Below are 19,897 nucleotides of genomic sequence, written 5' to 3'. Positions count from 1 at the left end.
TCAGTTGTCAGCAAGGTCGTCGGCCAGCGGTTCTCAACGAGTTCCGAATCGCTCTTCCACCTGCTCCTTCGTCAGACCGAACTCCTCGAGCGTGTACTTGTGCGAAGGTTTGCGAGCACCCGAGCGGCTTTCCTCGTGCATGGCCTCCATCGACTGCTGCGCTGTAGAGGTCAACGGGATGTCGAAGTGCGCGTAGATGTTCTCGACGGTTCCCAGCGGATCGGTGACGAAGTCCTGATAGTCGACGTCGATGAACTGAGCCGGATTGTGGTGTGCGCGTGCACTGTCGAACTGCTCGAGTCCCCTGGCCCACAATTCGAGCTGACTTTCGCCGATCACCTTGTCGGTGAACGTGTTCGACCAACCCTCTGTCGCCTGGGCGGCCAGGCTGCATACCGACGGAATGATTGTCGTGGGGGAGCGGTGAGTCTGGATGACGAGAGCGTCGGGGTACGCCTCCATCAATTCGTCGAGCGCGAACAGGTGGCTCGGGTTCTTGAGGACCCACCGTCGATCCTGATCGGGCAGACCGATCAGCTGCAGGTTCTTCTTGTGTCGTGCATAGGCGTTCGACCACTCCTGGTCCTTCAGCCATGCGGAGTACGTGGGTAGATTTGCCAGGCACTCGTACGACACGGACTTGAACGTCTGACGCAAGAGTTGCCAACATTCTTCGACTTCACTGGCGGACATGTAGTGCACGCCCATGAATTCGGGATGCTCGACGTGGTGTTGGCCGAACGTCTCCTCGATCTTGGCGAAGACCGGGTTCGATTCCCAGGTATCGCGAGGTGGACGCGGCTGGGGGAACTCGGTCAGCCACATCTCGAGACCCTGGTGAGCCGGGTCGACCGTGAGGAGGCGGTGTAGCGCTGTGGTGCCGGTGCGTGGCAATCCGGTGACGAAGATCGGCCGCTCGATCTTGACGTCGGCGTGTTCCGGATGTTCCTTCCATGCGGATTCGCTGAGCAGACGTGCCACCAGGGCGCCGCGTAGGAATACCCGAGAGATCTTGCTGCCGAAGGGTGTCAGATCCTCGTCGCGGTCGTAAGACTCGAGCAGGACCGACAGAGCTTCGGTGTAATCGTCGACGCCGAAGTCCGTCAGGCCGGTCATCCGCGTCGCCGAGGCATGGAGATCCTCGACGGTGCCGACGTGAGTGCGTTCAGTCATGGTGCTCCTAGTGATGGAATTCGCCGCAGTTGACGTCGATGCATTGGCCGGTGATCGCGCTGGACATCGGGGACGCCAGGAAGATCGCCGCATCGGATACTTCATCCGTCGTCGGCAGGCGCTTGAGGTCGGTGTTCGACGCGGTGTGCTCGTAGATCTGCTCGACGGTCATGCCGAACTTCTCCGCCTGGTGCGCGAAGTAACCCTTGAGGGTGTCGCCCCAGATATAGCCGGGTGCAATCGAATTGACACGAATTCCCTGCGGGCCGAGTTCGGTGGCCAGGGACTGCGACATGGCGAGCAGGGCCGACTTCGCCATCTTGTAGCTGCCGTAACGCTCTTGCGAATGCCGCAACACCATCGAATTGATGTTCACCACGGAGCCGTTCGACTCGGCAAGTGCCGGCGTGAACAGCTGAGTCAGGCGCAGCGCACCCAGTACGGTCAGTTCGATGCTGTCGCGGATGTGCTGGTAATCGGTGCGAGCCAATGGTTTCATCGACGGAATCGAGAAGGCATTGTTGATCAGAGTGTCGACTTTGCCGTAGGCGGCAATGGACTCGGCCACCAGATTCTCGGCGGAAGCCTGGTCGGTGATGTCGGTGGCAACGGTGACGGCGCGCCCACCGGCATCGACTATTTCCTTCGCGACGTCGTCGAGCCGCGATTGCGTGCGCGCTGCGAGAACAAGACTCGCGCCGGCTGACGCACAGCGAAGCGCCAGAGCGCGGCCGAGAGCGGGGCCGACCCCGGAGATGACTACTACACGGTCTTCGAGCAAGGCGGTCATGTTTACCCCAGCATTCGGTTGTCGATGGCGGCCTGGCGCTGGGCAATTCGCGCTGCCCAGTCCTCGGCGCTGATGGCGTTGGTGTCGAAATGCGGCAGGTGCTTCGCAATGTCTTCCACTGGAACGATCTCGACGGTGGGGCCGTCCTCGGGCGTCAGCTCGCGCGAGACCCGCTGCCACCGGAACTGAAGAATGCCGCGCGGGTGCCCGACGGTTTCGATCCAGTTGGTGACACCGGGGTTCTTCTCGCTGACCACCATTCGGACCATCCCGTCCGGATCCACCTGTGCCTGGCCGTTGTTGAGGGAGGTCTGATGATTGACGTAGTCGAGTGAGATGTACCAGAGGCTACCGAGTTGGAAGCCGAGATACGGTGCGTCCGACGCCGGAACCGTGATGATCATCGCCTGCTCGTCGGTCAGTTCGTAATGTCCCACCGACGAGTACTGCGTCGCCAGTCCGCCCGGCGTCAGACGTGGTTCGGTCATGGTGTTGACCGTGAGCTTGAGGTAGAACCACTCCGGAAACTGCAGCCACGTCTTGACCCGCGTGACCAGTGCCTTTCCGGCCCGTGCGTACCGCTTCTCGGTCTCTTCGGCGGTCAGCGGTGGCGGTGCGATTCCGATCGAATCGGTGCGCTCGATTCGGATCACGCCGCGCTGCTGACTCCAGTCGCTGTAGACCTCGCGAACGACCAACTGCGAGGAACCGGGCGCCAGGGTGTAGTAGTTGGCTCGGCCGTCGGCAGGGCCGGGGCCGAACCAGGCGACGAAGTTTCCGTCGTCGTCTATCTCGAGTTCGCGGTCGTCGAAGGCGATCTCGCTTCCGGGGACATTCGAGTTGGTGTAGTTCCCGCTCAACACCTGGAAGCTGAGATCGGCTGTGGTGCCGCGCTTTCCGGTGACCTTGTATTCTTTGTCGTCGTTGATACGGGCGCCGAAGTAGAGGGTGTCCGGGTTGTCGAGACCCATCTTGGTGAACGGCCCGGTGCCCTGGATGAAACTCGGATGAGTCTTTTCGCTGGCCCAGGCGGCATGCGTCGTCGCGATGATTCCGCCGGCCAGATATTGGTATCCCTCCAGTAGATCCTGTTCGGATCTGATGTGCGGCGCAGTCTCGATCAATTTCTCGGCTTCGGCGATCGCCTCGGCAAACGGGTCCGTCAGCACGCTGGCTCCTCACAGTTCCGACTATGTCGCCGGTCCAGAGCGTCGTGGTACAAATATGTACCTATTTGGTAGATGTTGGGTATTCCGACAATAGAACGCGTTCTAGGGAGTGGTCAATGGGTGGACCGGAGAAGGCGCCTGAAGATGGTCGCCCGAGGGGGAGGCAATCGCCTCCCACCGAGCGGGTGGTTCAGGTACTCGATTACCTCGTCGGCCGCCCTGATCAGCGGTTCGGGCTGTCGGAACTGGCCCGCGCGCTCGAGATCAGCAAGCCCACCTGCCTGGGAATCCTCACGGCACTGGCTGATCGTGGATACCTGACTCGGGACGAGGTGTCGAAGACCTACGGGCTCGGTCCGGCCTTGATTGCGGCCGGACGTGCAGCTCAGCGCGGATTTGCCGTCGGCCCTATTGCCCGCACCCATCTGGCGAAGGTGAGTGCGGAGTTCGGGACGACGTGCACGGCGTCCGGCGTGATCGGTGACCAGATCAGTGTTCTCGAGGTGACCGGACCGGTCGGAGCACGTCGCGCTGCCAAGGTCGGGCAGGTGTATCCGTTCGCTCCGCCGGTCGGACTGATGTACGTCCTCTGGGGTTCGGATCACGACATGGATAGTTGGCTGAGCAAGGAGCCGAGTCTGCCGGTGCGCTTGGATCGCGAGCGTCTGTGGAACGTGGTCCGCGAGTGCCGCGCCGCGGGGTACCTGGTCGAGAGTCTGGACCCCGTCGGGCAGCGACTTCACACGCTGATGGCGGGTGTTGCGACGCATGATCTCCCGCCCGAGGTGCGTGAACTGCTCGGTGAGATGGTGTCGAGCCTGGGCGAGAGGGTGTACCTCGGACGCGACATCAGTTCCGACGACGAGCATCCCGTCAGTCTCATCGCTGCCCCGACCTACGACGCCGAGGGGCATCAGGCGCTTGTGTTGACGCTGTATGTGGGTGGGGCGATTACGGGCGCCGAGATCGAGCGAAGGGCCGCGGCGCTGGTTGCGGCAGCGGATGCGGTGACGGCGGAAGTTGGTGGCCGGAGTCCGGTTCGCGGTCTGTGACGTCTGATTGCCGGTCATTGACCTTTGGGTAGAACGAGTTCTATTCTGTGATTGCGTTCAAATTAGAACCAGTCCGGTACATAAATGTACCGATGCGGAAATGGTGTTCCGCACGGAGTACGTGATGCTCAGGAGCGAAAGACATGGCAACACTCCAGACCCCGCCCGCCTACGAGTTGTCGCATCTGCGAGCACTCGAAGCGGAGGCGGTCCATATATTCCGCGAAGTCGCAGCGACTTTCGAAAAGCCGGTCCTCCTGTTCTCCGGAGGTAAGGATTCCGTCGTGATGCTGCACGTAGCGGCCAAGGCATTCTGGCCTGCCCCATTGCCGTTCGCCGTGATGCACGTCGACACCGGTCACAATTTCGACGAGGTGATCGAATTTCGCGACCGCACGGTCGATCGCTTCAACCTGCGTCTTGTCGTCTCCAGCGTGCAGGACGACATCGACGCCGGTCGCGTCATCGAGGACACCGGAGTCGGTTCCAGTCGCAATCGCCTGCAGACACACGCGTTGCTGCGCGGAATTCGCGACAACAAGTTCGACGCGGTGTTCGGTGGTGCTCGCCGAGACGAGGAGAAGGCACGCGCCAAGGAGCGGGTGTTCAGCTTCCGGGACGAGTTCGGGCAGTGGGATCCCAAGGTGCAGCGACCCGAACTGTGGAACCTGTACAACGGCAAACACCGTAAGGGCGAACATATTCGGATCTTCCCGCTCTCCAACTGGACAGAGCTCGACATCTGGCAGTACATCGAGAGCGAACAGATCGACCTTCCCGGCATCTACTACGCCCATCGTCGCGACGTGGTTCCGCGCGACGGAATGTTGTTGGCACGCACCCGCTTCCTCGAACTTCGCGACGGCGAAGAGTCCTACGAGGCGTTGGTGCGCTTCCGTACGGTCGGCGACGCAACGTGTACCGGATGCGTCGAATCGTCGGCCGAAACGCCGGCTGCTGTCGTGGAAGAAGTTGCAGCGAGCCGTATTACGGAACGTGGCGCAACCAGAGCTGATGACCGAATTTCCGAAGCCGGCATGGAAGATCGTAAGAAAGAGGGGTACTTCTGATGCCGCAACTGCTGAGAGTCGCCACGGCGGGCAGCGTCGACGACGGAAAATCGACACTCATCGGCCGGTTGCTCTACGACTCCAAGTCGATCTTCGAGGACCAACTCGAGGCCGTGGAGCGGAGCAGTCGAGAGCGCGGAGACGAGTACGCCAACCTCGCGCTACTGACCGACGGATTGCGCGCTGAGCGTGAACAGGGCATCACGATCGACGTGGCACATCGGTATTTCGCGACCCCTCACCGGAAGTTCATCATCGCCGACACTCCCGGGCACGAGCAGTACACCCGCAACATGGTGACCGGCGCGTCTACGGCCGATCTTGCCCTGATCCTGGTGGACGCACGGAAGGGCGTGCTCGAACAGACGCGGCGGCACGCATTCCTCTCCACGCTCCTGGGGATTCCGCACCTCGTGCTGTGCGTGAACAAGATGGATCTGGTGGGCTGGTCTCAGGAACGGTTCGAGGAGATCAAGGAAGAGTTTCGACAGTTCGCGATCAAGTTGGACGTCCACGACCTGACGTTCATTCCGGTGTCGGCGCTGTTGGGAGACAACATCGTTGCCCGGACCGAGAACATGTCCTGGTACGACGGGCCTTCTCTGCTGCACCATCTCGAGCAGGTGCACATTGCTTCGGATCGCAACTTGATCGACGCTCGGTTTCCGGTGCAGTACGTGATCCGTCCGCAGAAGCAAACAGATGCCGACCTCCACGATTTCCGTGGATACGCCGGAACGGTTGCCAGTGGTGTCTTCAAGCCTGGTGACGAAATCGTGGCGTTACCTTCAGGATTCACCTCGACGGTGAAGGCAGTCCACGGGCCGGGCGGTGACGTGATCGACGAGGCATTTGCGCCGTCGGCCGTATGTATCGAGCTGACCGACGATCTCGACGTCAGCCGCGGGGACCAATTGTGTCGGCTCAACAACCGGCCGCAGGTCGGGCAGGAAATCGATGCGATGGTCTGTTGGTTGACTGAACAGACCACCCTGTCGGAGAACAACCGCTACTCGTTGCTGCACACCACGCGCTCCACGAAAGCGCAGATCGTCAAGCTCGACTATCGCCTGGACGTCAATTCTCTGCACCGCGACGAGAAGGCAGAATCTCTGTCCCTCAACGAGATCGGACGCATCTCGATCAAGACGCAGCAACCGTTGATGTTCGATCCTTACCGCCGCAACCGGGTGACGGGCAGCTTCATTCTCGTGGACGAGACCACGGGCAATACCGTTGCTGCTGGAATGATCAACGGTCCGACGCTCAAGGAGTCGCGCGTCGTCTGGCACAGTTCGGAGGTCTCTCGCGAGGAGCGTGCGACCACAGGTGGGACTGTGTGGCTCACCGGACTCTCGGCCTCGGGTAAGTCGACGATCGCGGTGGAACTCGAGCGCCGGTTGGTGGCCGCGGGTATCCCGGCGTACCGACTCGACGGCGACAACCTCCGGCACGGCCTGAATGCGGATCTCGGGTTCAGTGCCGAGGACCGAGCGGAAAACGTTCGCAGAGTCGGCGCCGTGGCGCAGTTGTTCGCTGATTCAGGTGCAGTGGCAGTGGCTTGCCTGATCAGTCCGTACCGCGAGGACCGCGATCGAGTTCGGGCGGCCCACGAGGCTGCTGGACTGAAGTTCGTCGAGGTCTATGTCGACACCCCGATCGAGCAATGTGAAGCCCGAGACCCCAAGGGTATGTACGCCAAGGCCAGGGCCGGGGAAATCAAGGGTTTCACCGGGGTCGACGATCCTTACGAGGCTCCAGCCAGCCCCGAGCTGGTGATCAGACCCGAAGACGGAACGCCTACCGAACTTGCGCTGCGAATTATGGAAGTGTTGGACCGGTGAGCGAATCCACACACAGCAGAATCGCCGACGAGGCACTCGCGGCGGAATTGGCGCAGGCCGCTGGTGCGATCCTCCTGGGGATCCGAGCCGAAGGCCTGGGCGTCGACGACGGTCGTGAGCTGGGCCGACGAGGCGACAAGGCAGCCGATTCCTACATCCTCGACCGGTTGGCCGCCGAGCGCCCGGAAGATTCCGTGCTCTCGGAAGAGTCGGCCGATGATCGCAATCGTCTGGAGGCATCCCGGGTCTGGATCATCGATCCGCTGGACGGCTCCAAGGAATACGGCCTGCCGGATCATGCGGATTGGGCAGTGCACGTGGCGCTTTGGGAACGCGGTCGTGGAATTACCGCAGCCGCGGTGTCGCAGCCGGCGCTCGGAGCGGTGTACTCCAGTGGCGACGAGGCAGTCTCGGTTGCTGCCAACTCGCCGCTCCGAGTAGTCGTCAGTGGCTCGCGCCCGCCCGCATTCACCGAAGCCGTGACGTCCGAACTCGGCGCAGACGTCGTGCACATGGGATCGGCCGGCGCCAAGGCGATGGCGGTGGTGCGCGGAGAGGTCGACGCGTACCTGCATGCCGGTGGGCAGTGGGAATGGGATTCGGCGGCACCGGTCGGAGTTGCGCAGGCGGCCGGGCTGCATTGCAGCCGCATCGACGGTTCGCCGCTGCTCTACAACGAATCACATCCCTACCTACCGGATCTCGTGATCTGCCGACCGGAGTTGTCAGAGTCGATCCTGGGCGCAATTGCCAAGCACTCCACGGAGTCTGCGGTCAGCGGACGCGTCGCCATGGCGCGTGAATACGTGAACGCATTGCTCACTCACGACGCAACGAAGGTCCGATTCGCCGCCGACGCCTGGCGGGTCGAGAACGGACAGCGAACGGGTGATACCGGCGCTTTCATCAGCAACGAACTCGAACAGGGGCAGCAATATCGCGGAATCGTGGCGATACGTGAACTCGCGCTGCGTGAGTGGGGCGAGAGCGTCGTGGCGCGGTACCTGCTCGACCTCGGAACACCTGGCCAAGCCCCGGCCAGTACGGTTTTCGTCACCGAGTACTTCGGGATACCGGCAGGCGAGATCGAAAGCATCCTGGCAATCATCGAACCCCACGAAAACGATTCGAAAGAGGCTGGCACGCAATGACACCGGACAAGCTGATCACCGAATTCTGTGCACTCTGGGCGAACGCCGACGTCGCGAAGATCGTCGACTACTTCACCGATGACGTCGTTTATCACAACATCCCGATGGAGCCCGTGGTCGGTCGCGAGGCTGTCCGGGCGTTCATCGAGCAATTCGTCGGTGCCTTCGGCAACATCGACTTTCAGATCACGCATCAGGTTGCGGACGGCAACACCGTCATGAACGAGCGCGTCGACGTCTTCACCATCAACGGTGCCGAGGTAGCACTCCCGGTCATGGGGGTATTCGAAGTCGAGGACGGAAAGATCAGTGCCTGGCGCGACTATTTCGACATGGCGCCGATCAACGCGGCAGCCGGCCAGGCCTGATCGAGGCGCCTACTCCGCGATGACAGCGTGCGGGTAGTCCGCCGAGCGGTGCTGGAAACGCGTAATGGCCGGATTCACGATGACGCCGTCACGGATTTCGATGGCGCGGTCGACGGTCTCGTCTGCCTTCCAAGCCGTCTCTCCTGCCATCACAGTGGGCAAGTAGGGAAGAAGTGATTCGCTGATCTCCCATGACGCCGAGTTCCACAGGTACGACGGGCTGTGGTCGACGCCGTAGTAAGTGATGTTGTCGCCGACAATGAAGGTCGGATCCGCGAACGAGGTGGGACGAGCCCAGCTGAACCCCATGCCTTCGTCGCACGAGACGTCCACGATGAGGCTTCCCGGTTGGAAGTCCATGAGATCTTCCTCGGTCAGGAACGTCAGCGGGGCATCCGTGTTCTGCAGTACGCAGTTGACGACGATGTCGTGCTCGGCCAGGAAACCCGGCACCGGCACGCTGTGATTGTCGAGCATGACGTGGCTGCCGCGGACGTCACCGTTGTCGTTGTCGAAAGAAACCATTCGCGCCGAGTGGATAGGGGAGCTGACGGCGGTGACGCCGCGCTGAGTCAGTACGTCGACTTCATGGATACCGTGCGCCTTGAGTGCAGTGACGGCGCCGCGTGCAGTGGCACCGAAACCGATCACGGCAGCAGTGAGACGGCGGCCGTAGTCTCCGGTGGAACCGATCAACTGCAGGGCGTGCAGTACCGAGCAATAGCCGGCCAACTCGTTGTTCTTGTGGAACACATGCAGATTGAACGATCCGTCGCTGTGCCAGAAGTTCATGGCTTCGAAGGCGATGAGGGTCAGTTTCTTGTCGATCGCGATCTGTGTCAGCTCGGTGTCCTGGACACAGTGGGGCCAGCCCCAGAGCACTTGACCCGATCGGAGTTCGGCGAGGTCACGCACCAACGGCTTCGGTAGCAGAACCACATCGGTTTCCGCCAAAATCTGCTTGCGCGTGCGGATTCCGGCCACCAGGCGCGAGAGGTAGTCGTCGGAGTAACCGAAGGGGTGGCCGTAGCCTTCTTCGAGGTAGATCCGAGAACGTAGTTCGGCATCGATGCGATCGAAATGCGCAGGATGGATCGGCAACCGGCGTTCTGCCGGTTTGCTCGACTGTCCGATGACTCCAAGGGTGCGTGCGTTGTTCAATTGTGTATCTCTCGATAGGAGCAGGTAGAGATGTCAGGCAGGCGCCTGAGGGACTAGCAGAAGCCGCAGGAACGCTGGCAGATTGCCTCGGCCAGGATCGCGTGAAAGCGTGCCGGCTGCGCTGCTGTCGATCGCCGACGGCAACAGAAAGGCGCGTCGGTATGTGCTCAGTCTAGTCCGGAACGGTCCGTGCCCGGTGGCCGGGCGCGGTGCGGTGCTCCTCCGCCGTACGGCTATTGCTCGCGCAGGCGTGAATCCAGTACGGCCAGTTGGATTTTGCTGGCGTCCGCGTGTACCTGACGTCCTTTGTCGGTGACGTCGACGAACACCCCGCGCCGGTCGGCTTCGCACAGTGCTCGCTGAACCAGTCCGGCCTTCTCGAGACGGGCGACGCTACGGGAGAGCGCGCTGGGACTCAGGTACATCTCCGAGGCAAGCTCCTGCATGCGTGGACGTTCGCACGTGGCGTCCATGAGCCGGTCGAGAGCCTCGAAGTCGCTCATGCTCAGCCCATGCGCCGACTGCATCTGGCGATCGAGTTCGCACGCGATGTCGTTGTAGCTGGTCGACAGCGAGCGCCAGGTGTTGCGCAATTCGGATTCCGACGTCACGACCGCATTCTAGTTGAAGACTCGATTACGTGCAATTGCATTAAATGCTTGTGCATTATGTGCATGTGCATCTATTCTCGCTGACGTGACTTGCACAGACTCGACACTCAAACCATTCGATTCGCCGGAAACCCCGGGTTCTACGGAATCCACGGACCCGGCCACAGGGGAGGGCTGGTCCCTCAAGCTGTGGGGCATCCTCGCGGTGCTCTGCCTCGTGTTGTTCCTCGACGGTCTCGATGTGTCGATGGTGGGCGTCGCTCTACCGTCCATCGGCAATGAACTGGGCCTGTCCACTACTTCGCTGCAGTGGATCATCAACGGCTACGTCCTCGGGTTCGGCGGCTTGTTGCTACTCGGTGGACGTACCGCCGATCTTCTCGGACGCAGGAAGGTCTTCCTGATCGCACTGACCGTGTTCGCCATCGCCTCGCTGGTAGGTGGCCTTGTCGACAACGGAACACTGCTGATCGCATCACGATTCGTGAAGGGGTTGGCTGCGGCCTTCACCGCTCCGACCGCAATGTCCATTCTCACCACGACGTTCAAAGAGGGCCCGGCCCGTAACCGTGCGCTGTCGGTGTTCTCCGTGTTCGGTGCCAGTGGTTACTCGTCGGGCCTGATCCTTGGCGGGCTGTTGACCAGTGCCGGTTGGCGATTCACGTTCCTGATGCCGGTTCCGTTCGCCGTCATCGCACTGATCGGTGGGTACTTCCTCATTCCGCGGGACCGTCCCGCAGATACCGGGGGACACGACCTCGTCGGCGCCGTAACCCTGGTGACGGGAATGCTTCTCACGGTCTACACGATGGTCTCGGCTCCGACCCGTGGGTGGGCACACCCGATGACGCTGGGTTCGTTCGCCGTCGCAGCCGTGCTTCTGGCGACGTTCTTCTTCGTGGAGAAGAAGGTGGCTCATCCACTTGTGCGACTTGGGCTTCTGCGCGTCGGCACCATCGTTCGTGCGAATCTGGCCATCATCGCTCTCTTCGGTTCCTACCTGAGCTTCCAGTTCATGATGACGATCTTCCTGCAGTCGGCCCTCGGCTGGTCGCCCCTGAAGATGGCGATGGCATTGCTCCCCGCGGGCATCATCGTCGCATTCGGATCGCCGTTCGTCGGACGGCTGGTCGACCTGTACGGCAGTGCCAAGCTCATCATCGCGGCACTGACGTCGCTCAGCGTCGGGTACCTCTGGTTCCTCTTCGCGGGCAGCGATTCACCGTCGTACGTCGTGGCGATTCTGCCGAGCGTCATCCTGCTCGGACTCGGATTCGCCTTGGGGTACACCTCGATCATGGCCCAGGCCACCTCCGGCGTCGACGATTCGGAGCAGGGTTTGGCGTCCGGGCTGGTGAACACGTCCGCTCAGGTCGGTGCGGCGCTCGTACTCGCTCTGACTACCGCCCTCGTGACCGCCGGATCGCACACCGCATCCGGTGCCGGTACCGCCGGATTCGAACAATTCCATCCCGGACTGATCCTGGTTACCGGAGTCGCGCTGGTGGGCTTGGCGATCACCGTCTCGCCGCTGGTACGTGGAAGGTCGCTGCGGGGAAACTCGGCGAGTGACAGGCGCGCTGAGGAAGAAAAGGAATTGGCCGAGGTCAACTGAATACTCGCTTCATCCGCGAATGCGCTCGGCCGCGTAGGAGACAATCCTGCGCGGCCGAGTTGCTGTGTCTGAACTAGCGAGCAGCAGATTTCGGGGCTGCGTCTTTCGGGGCTGCGTCTTTCAAGGCCGCATCGAAGCTTGTCGACGTAGCTTGCGAACCGAGAATCAGCGCCAGCCGCACCAACATGGCTTCGCGGTCGGACGGATCAGCCTGATCAAGTGCGTTCGACAGTGCCAACCAGACGTGTTCGCGGCGGCCCTCGTCGTCGATCACCGCCGTAGTCGCCGACGGTGCTGCATCGAAGTGCGTGGGCGCAGTACCGGCCGCCAGGTGCTTGGCCACGTCGTTCAATTGCGTGGGATCGCTGATGCGGCAGAGCACCAATCCGTCGGGCCGAATCACGATGATCTCGCCGACACGAGCACCGAGGGTAGATGCGAGATTGCCTTCGGCATCGGGAATCGTGGAGTCGGTAGTTCCCGCGGTGATCACCCGTACGGTTTCCGGAGCAATCGCCTGACCAAGGATTTCGGCTTGCGTGTCGAGTTCGGATACCAGCTCAGCTGACAGTCCGAAAGCCAGCAGGCCGAATCCAGTACCGCGCAGACTGTTCAAGGAGGTTTTCGAACCGTCGACCGAGACCTGGACGACTCTGTCTTCCAACGGATCCCCGGGTAGGACGCCCTCGGTGCCCGCAGCTGTGGGCCACGTCAGCGGCGAGAGACGGGCATGCGTTGCACTCGACTGGCGCGGGTTGATGAGGTGCGCGAATTCGCTTCGCTTGGTGGCGAGTTCGAGTACGGCGTCGCGGGTGGTTCGGTAGCCGTGACTGCCGGGCGACATGATGAGCGTCGATTTGCCTGCGTTGTCGACGTTCTGCTGCCACGCGCTGCGACGTTCCTTCGAATACGCGTCGAGGATGGCGGTATCGGCAGCTCCGTTGATGACGGCGGCCAGTTGCCACACCAAGGTCTCGGCGTCTTCCATACCCGAGTTGAGGCCGCGAACACCGAAGATCGGAACAAGATGCGCGGCGTCGCCGGCAAAGAGCACACGGCCGTGAGTGAAATCTTCCAGGGCGAGTGCATGGGCGCGGTAGAAACCGAACCATTCCAGGGTCCAGGGGATATCGCTCTGCAGCCATTCGAGGTGGCGGGTGATGCGGTCGCGGATGCGATCTTCTTGCGTCTCTGCCTCGGGATCGTCCGACGCGTCGAGCTGGTAGTCGATGCGCCAGATGTCCCGCGGTTGGCGGTGCATGATGATCGTGGACCCCGGGTTGCTGGGCGCGTCGAACCACACCAGACGCTCGGCCGGTAGTTCCGATTCCCAATGAATGTCCGCGATGACGTAGTTGCCCTCGTAGCTGTTGCCCTGCAAGCGGATTCCGCTGAGTTCGCGCATCTTGCTACGGCCACCGTCGGCGGCAACGACCCAGGCCGCACGCAGTTCGCGAGTTCCGAACGCGGTGTCGACGGTCAGCGTCACCTCGTCATCGCCGGCCACGATGCCCGCGATCGACGACGACCAGTGGAAGTTCACCAGAGGGTGAGCGAGCAACTTGTCCGTCATGATCTGCTCGAACTCGGACTGCGACACGTTGACCATCGGACCGCGTGCGTCGTGATCGGCGGACGCCATGCGGAAGTGCAGCACTTCCTGATCACGGTAGTAGCTCCGGCCACCCACCCACGGCAGAACGATGTCTTCCAGCTCGGCGCCGAAGCCGAGACGCTCGGCAACTTCGAGGCTGTGCCGTGACACGCAGATCGCGCGACTGCCGAACGAGACCTGATCGGCCGCTTCGAGAATCGTGACGGCAATGCCGCGCTGTGCCAAGCCCATGGCTACGCCCATGCCGACGGGGCCGGCTCCGACGATCACGACGGGAAGTGCGTCGGCCGAAGGCGCCGTGGAAGCGAAATCCTCGGGTGCGTACTTCTTCGGATGAAAGTAGGTCGACATGGTCACGAGGCTTTCTGTGCGGCAGTGGTTTTCGGGATCAGTTGAGGTTCCGGGAGTAGCAGGATGGAAACCAGACTGATCACGGCAATGATCACGAAGTAGACGGTGATGGCGAACGAGGTGTCGAAGGCGGCGTAGAGCGCAGTCGCGATCATCGGGGCCAGACCGCCGCCGAGGATTGCGCCGATCTGGTATCCGAGTGACGCTCCGCTGTAGCGGATATGTGCGGGAAACAACTCGGCGAACAGTGCCGCTTGTGGCCCGGCGCAGCAGCCGAGCGTGAAGCCGAGGGCGATCATCGATACGAGCATCACCGGGACGATTGCCGTGTCGATCAGCGGAAAGAACACCGCTGCCGCCACTACCAGCGCGATCGAACTGCGGATGTAGACGGTTCGGCGTCCGAGAGTGTCCGACTTGTGAGCGCTGAAAGCCATTCCCGCCATCCAGAACGGGCAGGATGCGATGAGGAGGAAGAGCATCGTGGTTTTGCCGAAGCCGAGTTCGGTCTCGCCGTACTTGAGGACGTACACCATGTACGCGTACGCAATTCCGTTGGTGGCGATGAAGGTTCCGCCGGCGAGGAGCACTGTCTTCCAGTGTCTGGTGAGAACCTCGAGAATCGGCATGGACTCCGCCGGTGCTTCGGACTTCGAAGCGGTGAACTCGTCACTTTCCTCGAGGCCGAGACGGATCCACATCGCAACACCTACGAGAACTGCGCTGAGCAGGAACGGGAGTCGCCATCCCCAGGAGTTGAATGCATCGTCGTCCATGAAGGCGGCGAGGGGGAGGTAGACGAGATTGGCCACCAGTACGCCTGCGGGAACACCGATTTGTGGTGCGCTGCCGTACAGCCCCTTCTTGCCCTCCGGTGCGTTTTCGGTGGCGACCAGAACTGCGCCGCCCCACTCGCCGCCGACGCCGAGTCCCTGAACGAATCGCAAAGCCACCAGGAGTATGGGGGCAAAGACGCCGATGGCGGCGTAGTTGGGTAGCAGGCCGATGGCAACGGTGGCGCAGCCCATCAGCATCAACGAGGTGACCAACATGGATTTGCGTCCGATGCGGTCGCCGAAGTGTCCCATCACGATTCCGCCGATGGGTCGCGCGACGAATCCGACGGCGAGGGTGGCGAAGGCGGCCAGGGTGCCGGCCAGATCGGACGTGCCGGGGAAGAACTGCTTGCCGAGCACGAGCGCGGCGGCGGTGCCGTAGATGAAGAAGTCGTACCACTCGATGGCGGTGCCGACAAAGCTGCCGAGGGCGGCCTTGCGCGCCTTGACCGTCGCGGCGGTGCGCGTAGCGGTCGGTGAGGCGATGGAGGTCATGAATTGCCTTTCGAGATGAATGTGGCTTGAAGAAACAATGACGTGCGCCACAACAATTGAAAAGCGAAAGAATTGGAGGTTCTTGCACGGAAAATACGTGGAATCAGCTCCGCTGCCTGGTAGTGGGACTATTGGGCAGGTTCCGAGGGTGAAACGAATTCTATGAAAGCGCGTGCGACGCGGCTGAGACGAGTGTTCTGGTGCCACGCGAGAACTACGTGCACCGACGGCACGACAGGGGAAGCGATGGTCTTGACGACCACCTCGAGCCCCTCGTACGTGACGTCCATCTTGGGGCGCTGGAGTAACAGCGTCCAGCCGAGTCCGCGCCCGACAAATGCCCGCGCCGTCTCGAAGTTCGCGGTTCTGTATGCAACCTTCGGGATGAATCCGCCTGCGCGACAGACATCGAGCGCGTGTTCGGTGCTCGGCGGAGCGTCGAGGAGAACCATCGGGTGTTCCGCGAGGTCCGGAAGATGGATCGGTCGCTCGGACCGCGCGAGCGGATGTTCGGCACCCAGGACGATCAAGGGTTCGCGGACGGCCAACGGAACCGTGCGCAATTGTGGCGAGAGGTCCAGGTCGTACGCGATCGCGAGGTCCAACTCGCCGTTCTCGAGATGTGTCTGGAGTCGATTCTGAGTGTCCTCGCGGAACTCCACCTGCGCGTCGGGATTCTCACGGGTGAACCCGGCGATCATCGACGGCAGAACCGTCGGCCCCAGAGCGGGATAACAGCCGATCGCAATGGGCCCTGACACGCTTCCGCCGGTTCCGAGTGCGTCGGACTCGAGTTCCCCGGCTTGCTGAAGTAGCGCGCGGGCGCGCACCAGAACGGATTCGCCGGTGCGGGTCAGTTGAATGCCGAATGAGCGACGGCGAACGCACAGTTGAACTTTGAGCGCGCGTTCGAGTTCGGTGAGCGCCGAGGACAGAGCGGAAGGGGAGAGGTGCAGGCGCTCGGCTGCGGCACTGATCGTTCCGGTCTCGGCCACCGCGACAAACGCAGCCAGCTGACGCATCGTGTACGTGGGAGCGGGATCGACGCGAGGCATGAGATCGACAGTAGTCGGGGAGAAGACTCTGGATCTGTTGGCATGGCACCGTAACGAGGTCGAAAATCTGTCGCCGACCTGCTTTTTCGTGGTGCCCCCGGCAGGATTCGAACCTGCGACCTTTCGCTCCGGAGGCGAACGCTCTATCCCCTGAGCTACGGGGGCGCACCGAATACTCGGTGTGCCGATTGGGCTGCGTTAGCGTAGCGCATCACGGGGGGACAAGACCAAACCGGTCCCCGTCTCGGCATGGCGTCGTCGCGGGAGGCAGTCGAGGATGCGACCGGGGACCATGGTCGTCGAATCATCTGTACCGACTGACTCGGATGCTTTTTACGCCTAGGCTCGGCTCTGAGCACAGGCTCGGGCGGACTGCTCGGGCACCCTCGTGAGGTACGGGAGTCGTTGATGACCGATCACCACTATTCCGAAGACCAGCTCGCGCTCGACCTGAAGTGGTGGGCAGCGGCCAACTACCTGACCGTTGCGCAGATCTATCTGAAGGACAACACGCTCCTGCGTGAACCGTTGCGTGCAGAGCACATCAAGCCTCGATTGCTCGGGCACTGGGGGACCAGCCCCGGCCTGTCGATGATCTACACGCTCCTCAATCGGCACATCGTCGCCACCGGTGCGGACTGGCTGTACGTCACAGGTCCGGGTCACGGGGGACCGGCGCTGGTCGCGTCGACGTATCTCGAGGGAACGTATTCGGAGATCTATCCGGAAGTGTCGGACGACGCCGAGGGCATCCATCGGATGTGTCGGCGATTCTCGGCTCCCGGCGGGGTGCCCAGCCACGTGAGCGTGCAGACACCCGGAAGCATCCACGAAGGCGGCGAACTCGGCTACGCCCTTGCCCATGCGGCCGGCGCTGCCTTCGATCATCCGAATCTCGTGGTGGCCTGTGTGATCGGCGACGGCGAAGCGGAGACCGGGCCGTTGTCCGGCTCGTGGAAGCTACCGGCATTCTTGAATCCACGACGCGACGGCGCGGTGCTGCCGATCCTGCACGTGAACGGCGCCAAGATCGCTGGCCCGACCGTGTACGGACGCAGCAGCGACGAAGACATCCAGGCCTACCTCGGCGGCCAGGGGTGGGCGCCGATCGTCGTCTCCGGTGACGATCCCGACGCGGTGTTTCCTCAGTTGTATCAAGCGATCTCGCAGGCACACGAGAAGATCCGCGAGATGCAGGGTGCCGCACGCCGCGGCGAGGAGTGGACGGGTTCGTGGCCGGCAATCGTCTTGCGAACGCCGAAGGGATGGACCGGTCCACACACCGTCGACGGAATCCTGGTCGAGGGCACACATCGTGCGCACCAGGTGCCGTTGTCCGGCGTGCGAACCAACGAATCACATCTGCGGCAACTCGAGGAGTGGATGCGGTCGTACCGTCCGGACGAGTTGTTCGACGCCAACGGATCACTGGTCGCGGAACTCGCGGCGCTCTCGCCGGCGGGGGACAAGCGCATGGGGAGCACTCCCTACGCGAACGGTGGACGACTTCGCGTCGATCTCCCGATGCCGCCGCTCGAAAAGTACGCGCTTCCCATTCAATCCCCGGGCTCGACCTTCCACGAGACGACGCGAGTGCTCGGCGAGCTTCTACGCGACATCTACGCCGCCACCGAAACCGAGGACAGCGGCGGGATCTTCCGACTCTTCTGTCCGGACGAGACGTCGAGCAATCGACTCGGGGCCGTGTTCGAGACAACCGACCGCTGCTGGCAACTGCCGATCACCGACTACGACGACGGACTGTCCGCGGACGGTCGTGTCATGGAGGTCCTCAGTGAGCACCTCTGTGAGGGTTGGCTCGAGGGCTATCTGCTGTCCGGCCGACACGGGATGTTCGCGAGCTACGAAGCGTTTGCCATGGTGAGTGTCTCGATGCTCATCCAGCACGCCAAGTGGCTCCAACATTCTGTCGACCTGCCGTGGCGGGCATCCGTTGCTTCGCTCAACGTGCTGTTGACCAGTACATGCTGGCGCAACGATCACAACGGATTCAGTCATCAGGGACCCGGCATGATCGACGCCGTTATTCCCTTGGCCCCCAGTGTGATCCGCGTGTGGCTACCGCCGGACTCCAACACCTTGCTCTCGATCTCGGATCACTGCCTGCGTAGTACCGACCACGTCAATCTGATAGTCGTGGACAAGCAACCGCACCTGCAATACCTCACGCTCGAGCAAGCGCACGAGCACTGTGCGGCGGGCGCTTCGGTCTGGGAATGGGCCGGAACCGAAGCTCGCGGACAGGAACCGGACGTGGTCCTGGCCGCGGCCGGAGACGTACCGACACAGGAGATCCTGGCTGCTGCACAGTTGCTGCGCGATCACACGCCGGAGTTGATCACCCGTGTCGTCAACGTCGTCGACCTGATGGCCCTGCTGACCCCCACCGAGCATCCCCACGGATTCGGGGAGCGGGTCTTCCTCGATTTGTTCACCGCGCAGACCGACGTCGTGTTCGCATTCCACGGATACTCGCGTGCGGTGCACGAACTGATTCACGGGCGTCCGAGTCCCGAGCGCTTCCACGTCCGCGGATTCAGTGAACAGGGAACAACCACAACACCGTTCGACATGGTTGTCCTCAACAAGATGAGCCGCTACCACCTCGTGATCGAGGCGCTACGACGCTCCAAGCGCCGGCCGGCCGGGGCGTCCGAGTTGGCGGAGTTCTGCCGCACACAGCTCGAAAAGCACTCGCGTTACATCGTCGAGCACCTCGAAGACATGCCGGAGGTAGAAAACTGGACCTGGTCCTGAAAATTCAGGACCAGGCCCAGTCGGGTCCGAGTTCTCAGTTCAGTTCATGGGCAGCGGCGCTGCGCCGCGAGCTGCCAACATGTCGGTCATCAGCTTGGACTCGCTCTGCTGCGTGTTGACCATGGTCTGTGCCAGGCTGCGCACCGGACCCTCGGTGGCGTCGGCTGCTGCGTACTCCATCATCGGAAGCCCACCTTCGTGGTGACGAAGCATCAGCTGCAGGAACAAGGTGTCGAGTTGCAGGCCTTCCGCCGCGCGGAGAGCCGCAAGGTCCTCGGGGGACGCCATGCCGGGCATGGTGTCGACCGGACCGGAATGATCCATGTCCATCGTGGCCGAAGTCCCGTGCGATCCGTGACCGGAACCCGAATCGGACGACATCCACTCCATGTACGGACCCACCTTGGACAGCGGCTGATCCCACATGGTCAGCCACGCCTGCATCTGACCGAGCTGGTTCTGCTGCGTGGTCAAGATGTCGAACGCCAGCGTGCGTACGTCGTTGTCGGTGGACTTCGTCAGGGCGATGGACGCCATGTCCACAGCCTGGCTGTGATGCACGCTCATGTCCTGCGCGAAGCCGACGTCCACCGAATCCGATGCCGGAACCGTCAGGGACGACTTCGCGTCGGGTCCCAGAAGATTGGTCAGTGCGCCGAGCGCAAAGCCGACGGCGATCGCGCCGATCAGACCGATGATCAGCAGTGCGGTGCGCTGACTCGGCTTCGAAGACTGATCGGTGTTCTCTGAACTGTTCACCGGA

General features: G+C 62.2%; 16 protein-coding genes and 1 tRNA gene. 7 read left to right on the top strand and 10 right to left on the bottom strand.

Annotated features, from left to right (window positions below):
• Positions 1-33 precede the first annotated feature (33 nt).
• Genes DBV08_RS27300 through DBV08_RS27290 form a run of 3 tightly spaced genes read right to left on the bottom strand, consistent with a single transcriptional unit; the run spans position 34 to position 3,132 of the window.
• Positions 34-1,173: a sulfotransferase gene (locus DBV08_RS27300; protein ID WP_124569481.1), complete on the bottom strand. Its 1,140-nt coding sequence runs from the start codon at positions 1,171-1,173 to the stop codon at positions 34-36.
• A 7-nt stretch (positions 1,174-1,180) separates the two neighbouring features.
• Complete coding sequence (locus DBV08_RS27295) at positions 1,181-1,963, bottom strand: SDR family oxidoreductase (protein WP_124569480.1); 783 nt, start codon at positions 1,961-1,963, stop codon at positions 1,181-1,183.
• A gap of 2 nt (positions 1,964-1,965) precedes the next feature.
• On the bottom strand, positions 1,966-3,132 hold the full coding sequence (locus DBV08_RS27290) for a hypothetical protein (RefSeq protein ID WP_095971585.1): 1,167 nt from the start codon (positions 3,130-3,132) through the stop codon (positions 1,966-1,968).
• A gap of 116 nt (positions 3,133-3,248) precedes the next feature.
• Between DBV08_RS27290 and DBV08_RS27285 the strand changes: the two genes are divergently transcribed.
• The 5 genes from DBV08_RS27285 to DBV08_RS27265 all read left to right on the top strand — a co-directional run bounded on the left by DBV08_RS27285 (position 3,249) and on the right by DBV08_RS27265 (position 8,617).
• Positions 3,249-4,184, top strand: a complete 936-nt coding sequence (locus DBV08_RS27285; protein WP_095971586.1) for a helix-turn-helix domain-containing protein — start codon at positions 3,249-3,251, stop codon at positions 4,182-4,184.
• Between the two features lie 143 nt (positions 4,185-4,327).
• Positions 4,328-5,254 (top strand): sulfate adenylyltransferase subunit CysD, encoded by a 927-nt coding sequence (gene cysD, locus DBV08_RS27280; protein WP_095971587.1) that lies wholly within the window; start codon positions 4,328-4,330, stop codon positions 5,252-5,254.
• Entirely contained in the window at positions 5,254-7,098 is a 1,845-nt protein-coding gene (cysC, locus tag DBV08_RS27275; RefSeq protein WP_124569479.1) for an adenylyl-sulfate kinase, read from the top strand. The genes cysD and cysC overlap by 1 nt, the downstream gene beginning before the upstream one ends.
• Positions 7,095-8,249, top strand: a complete 1,155-nt coding sequence (locus DBV08_RS27270; RefSeq protein ID WP_124569478.1) for a 3'(2'),5'-bisphosphate nucleotidase CysQ — start codon at positions 7,095-7,097, stop codon at positions 8,247-8,249. Before cysC ends, DBV08_RS27270 begins: the two co-directional genes overlap by 4 nt.
• Positions 8,246-8,617, top strand: a complete 372-nt coding sequence (locus tag DBV08_RS27265; protein ID WP_124569477.1) for a nuclear transport factor 2 family protein — start codon at positions 8,246-8,248, stop codon at positions 8,615-8,617. The genes DBV08_RS27270 and DBV08_RS27265 overlap by 4 nt, the downstream gene beginning before the upstream one ends.
• A gap of 9 nt (positions 8,618-8,626) precedes the next feature.
• On the opposite strand, the gene DBV08_RS27260 is transcribed toward DBV08_RS27265, so the two are convergent.
• The gene (locus tag DBV08_RS27260) at positions 8,627-9,778 is read right to left on the bottom strand and encodes a N(5)-(carboxyethyl)ornithine synthase (protein WP_095971591.1); all 1,152 of its coding nucleotides are present in this window, start codon (positions 9,776-9,778) and stop codon (positions 8,627-8,629) included.
• A gap of 233 nt (positions 9,779-10,011) precedes the next feature.
• The gene (locus DBV08_RS27255) at positions 10,012-10,389 is read right to left on the bottom strand and encodes a MarR family winged helix-turn-helix transcriptional regulator (protein WP_003941367.1); all 378 of its coding nucleotides are present in this window, start codon (positions 10,387-10,389) and stop codon (positions 10,012-10,014) included.
• Positions 10,390-10,474: 85 nt separating this feature from the next.
• On the opposite strand from DBV08_RS27255, the gene DBV08_RS27250 reads away from it, so the two are divergent.
• Entirely contained in the window at positions 10,475-12,004 is a 1,530-nt protein-coding gene (locus tag DBV08_RS27250; protein WP_124569476.1) for an MFS transporter, read from the top strand.
• A gap of 73 nt (positions 12,005-12,077) precedes the next feature.
• Here DBV08_RS27250 and DBV08_RS27245 read toward each other — a convergent pair whose 3' ends face one another.
• From DBV08_RS27245 to DBV08_RS27230, 4 genes are all read right to left on the bottom strand, one after another.
• Positions 12,078-13,970 carry an FAD-dependent monooxygenase gene (locus tag DBV08_RS27245; protein WP_124569550.1) on the bottom strand — a complete coding sequence of 631 codons (1,893 nt, stop codon included), beginning with the start codon at positions 13,968-13,970 and terminating at the stop codon, positions 12,078-12,080.
• A gap of 2 nt (positions 13,971-13,972) precedes the next feature.
• Positions 13,973-15,301, bottom strand: coding sequence for an MFS transporter (locus DBV08_RS27240; protein ID WP_124569475.1), 1,329 nt, complete (start codon positions 15,299-15,301; stop codon positions 13,973-13,975).
• A gap of 128 nt (positions 15,302-15,429) precedes the next feature.
• The gene (locus tag DBV08_RS27235) at positions 15,430-16,356 is read right to left on the bottom strand and encodes a LysR substrate-binding domain-containing protein (RefSeq protein ID WP_124569474.1); all 927 of its coding nucleotides are present in this window, start codon (positions 16,354-16,356) and stop codon (positions 15,430-15,432) included.
• An 89-nt stretch (positions 16,357-16,445) separates the two neighbouring features.
• A tRNA-Arg gene (locus DBV08_RS27230) sits at positions 16,446-16,521 on the bottom strand.
• Between the two features lie 243 nt (positions 16,522-16,764).
• On the opposite strand from DBV08_RS27230, the gene DBV08_RS27225 reads away from it, so the two are divergent.
• A complete protein-coding gene (locus tag DBV08_RS27225; RefSeq protein ID WP_124569473.1) occupies positions 16,765-19,134 on the top strand; it encodes a phosphoketolase in 2,370 nt (789 codons plus the stop codon).
• Positions 19,135-19,173: 39 nt separating this feature from the next.
• On the opposite strand, the gene DBV08_RS27220 is transcribed toward DBV08_RS27225, so the two are convergent.
• On the bottom strand, positions 19,174-19,893 hold the full coding sequence (locus tag DBV08_RS27220) for a DUF305 domain-containing protein (protein WP_124569472.1): 720 nt from the start codon (positions 19,891-19,893) through the stop codon (positions 19,174-19,176).
• Positions 19,894-19,897: the final 4 nt, after the last annotated feature.

Source organism: Rhodococcus sp. KBW08 (assembly GCF_003852455.1).
Taxonomy (GTDB): domain Bacteria; phylum Actinomycetota; class Actinomycetes; order Mycobacteriales; family Mycobacteriaceae; genus Rhodococcus_F; species Rhodococcus_F baikonurensis.
Note: the sequence above shows the minus strand (reverse complement) of the source record. Positions and strands in the feature narration are given on the sequence as shown.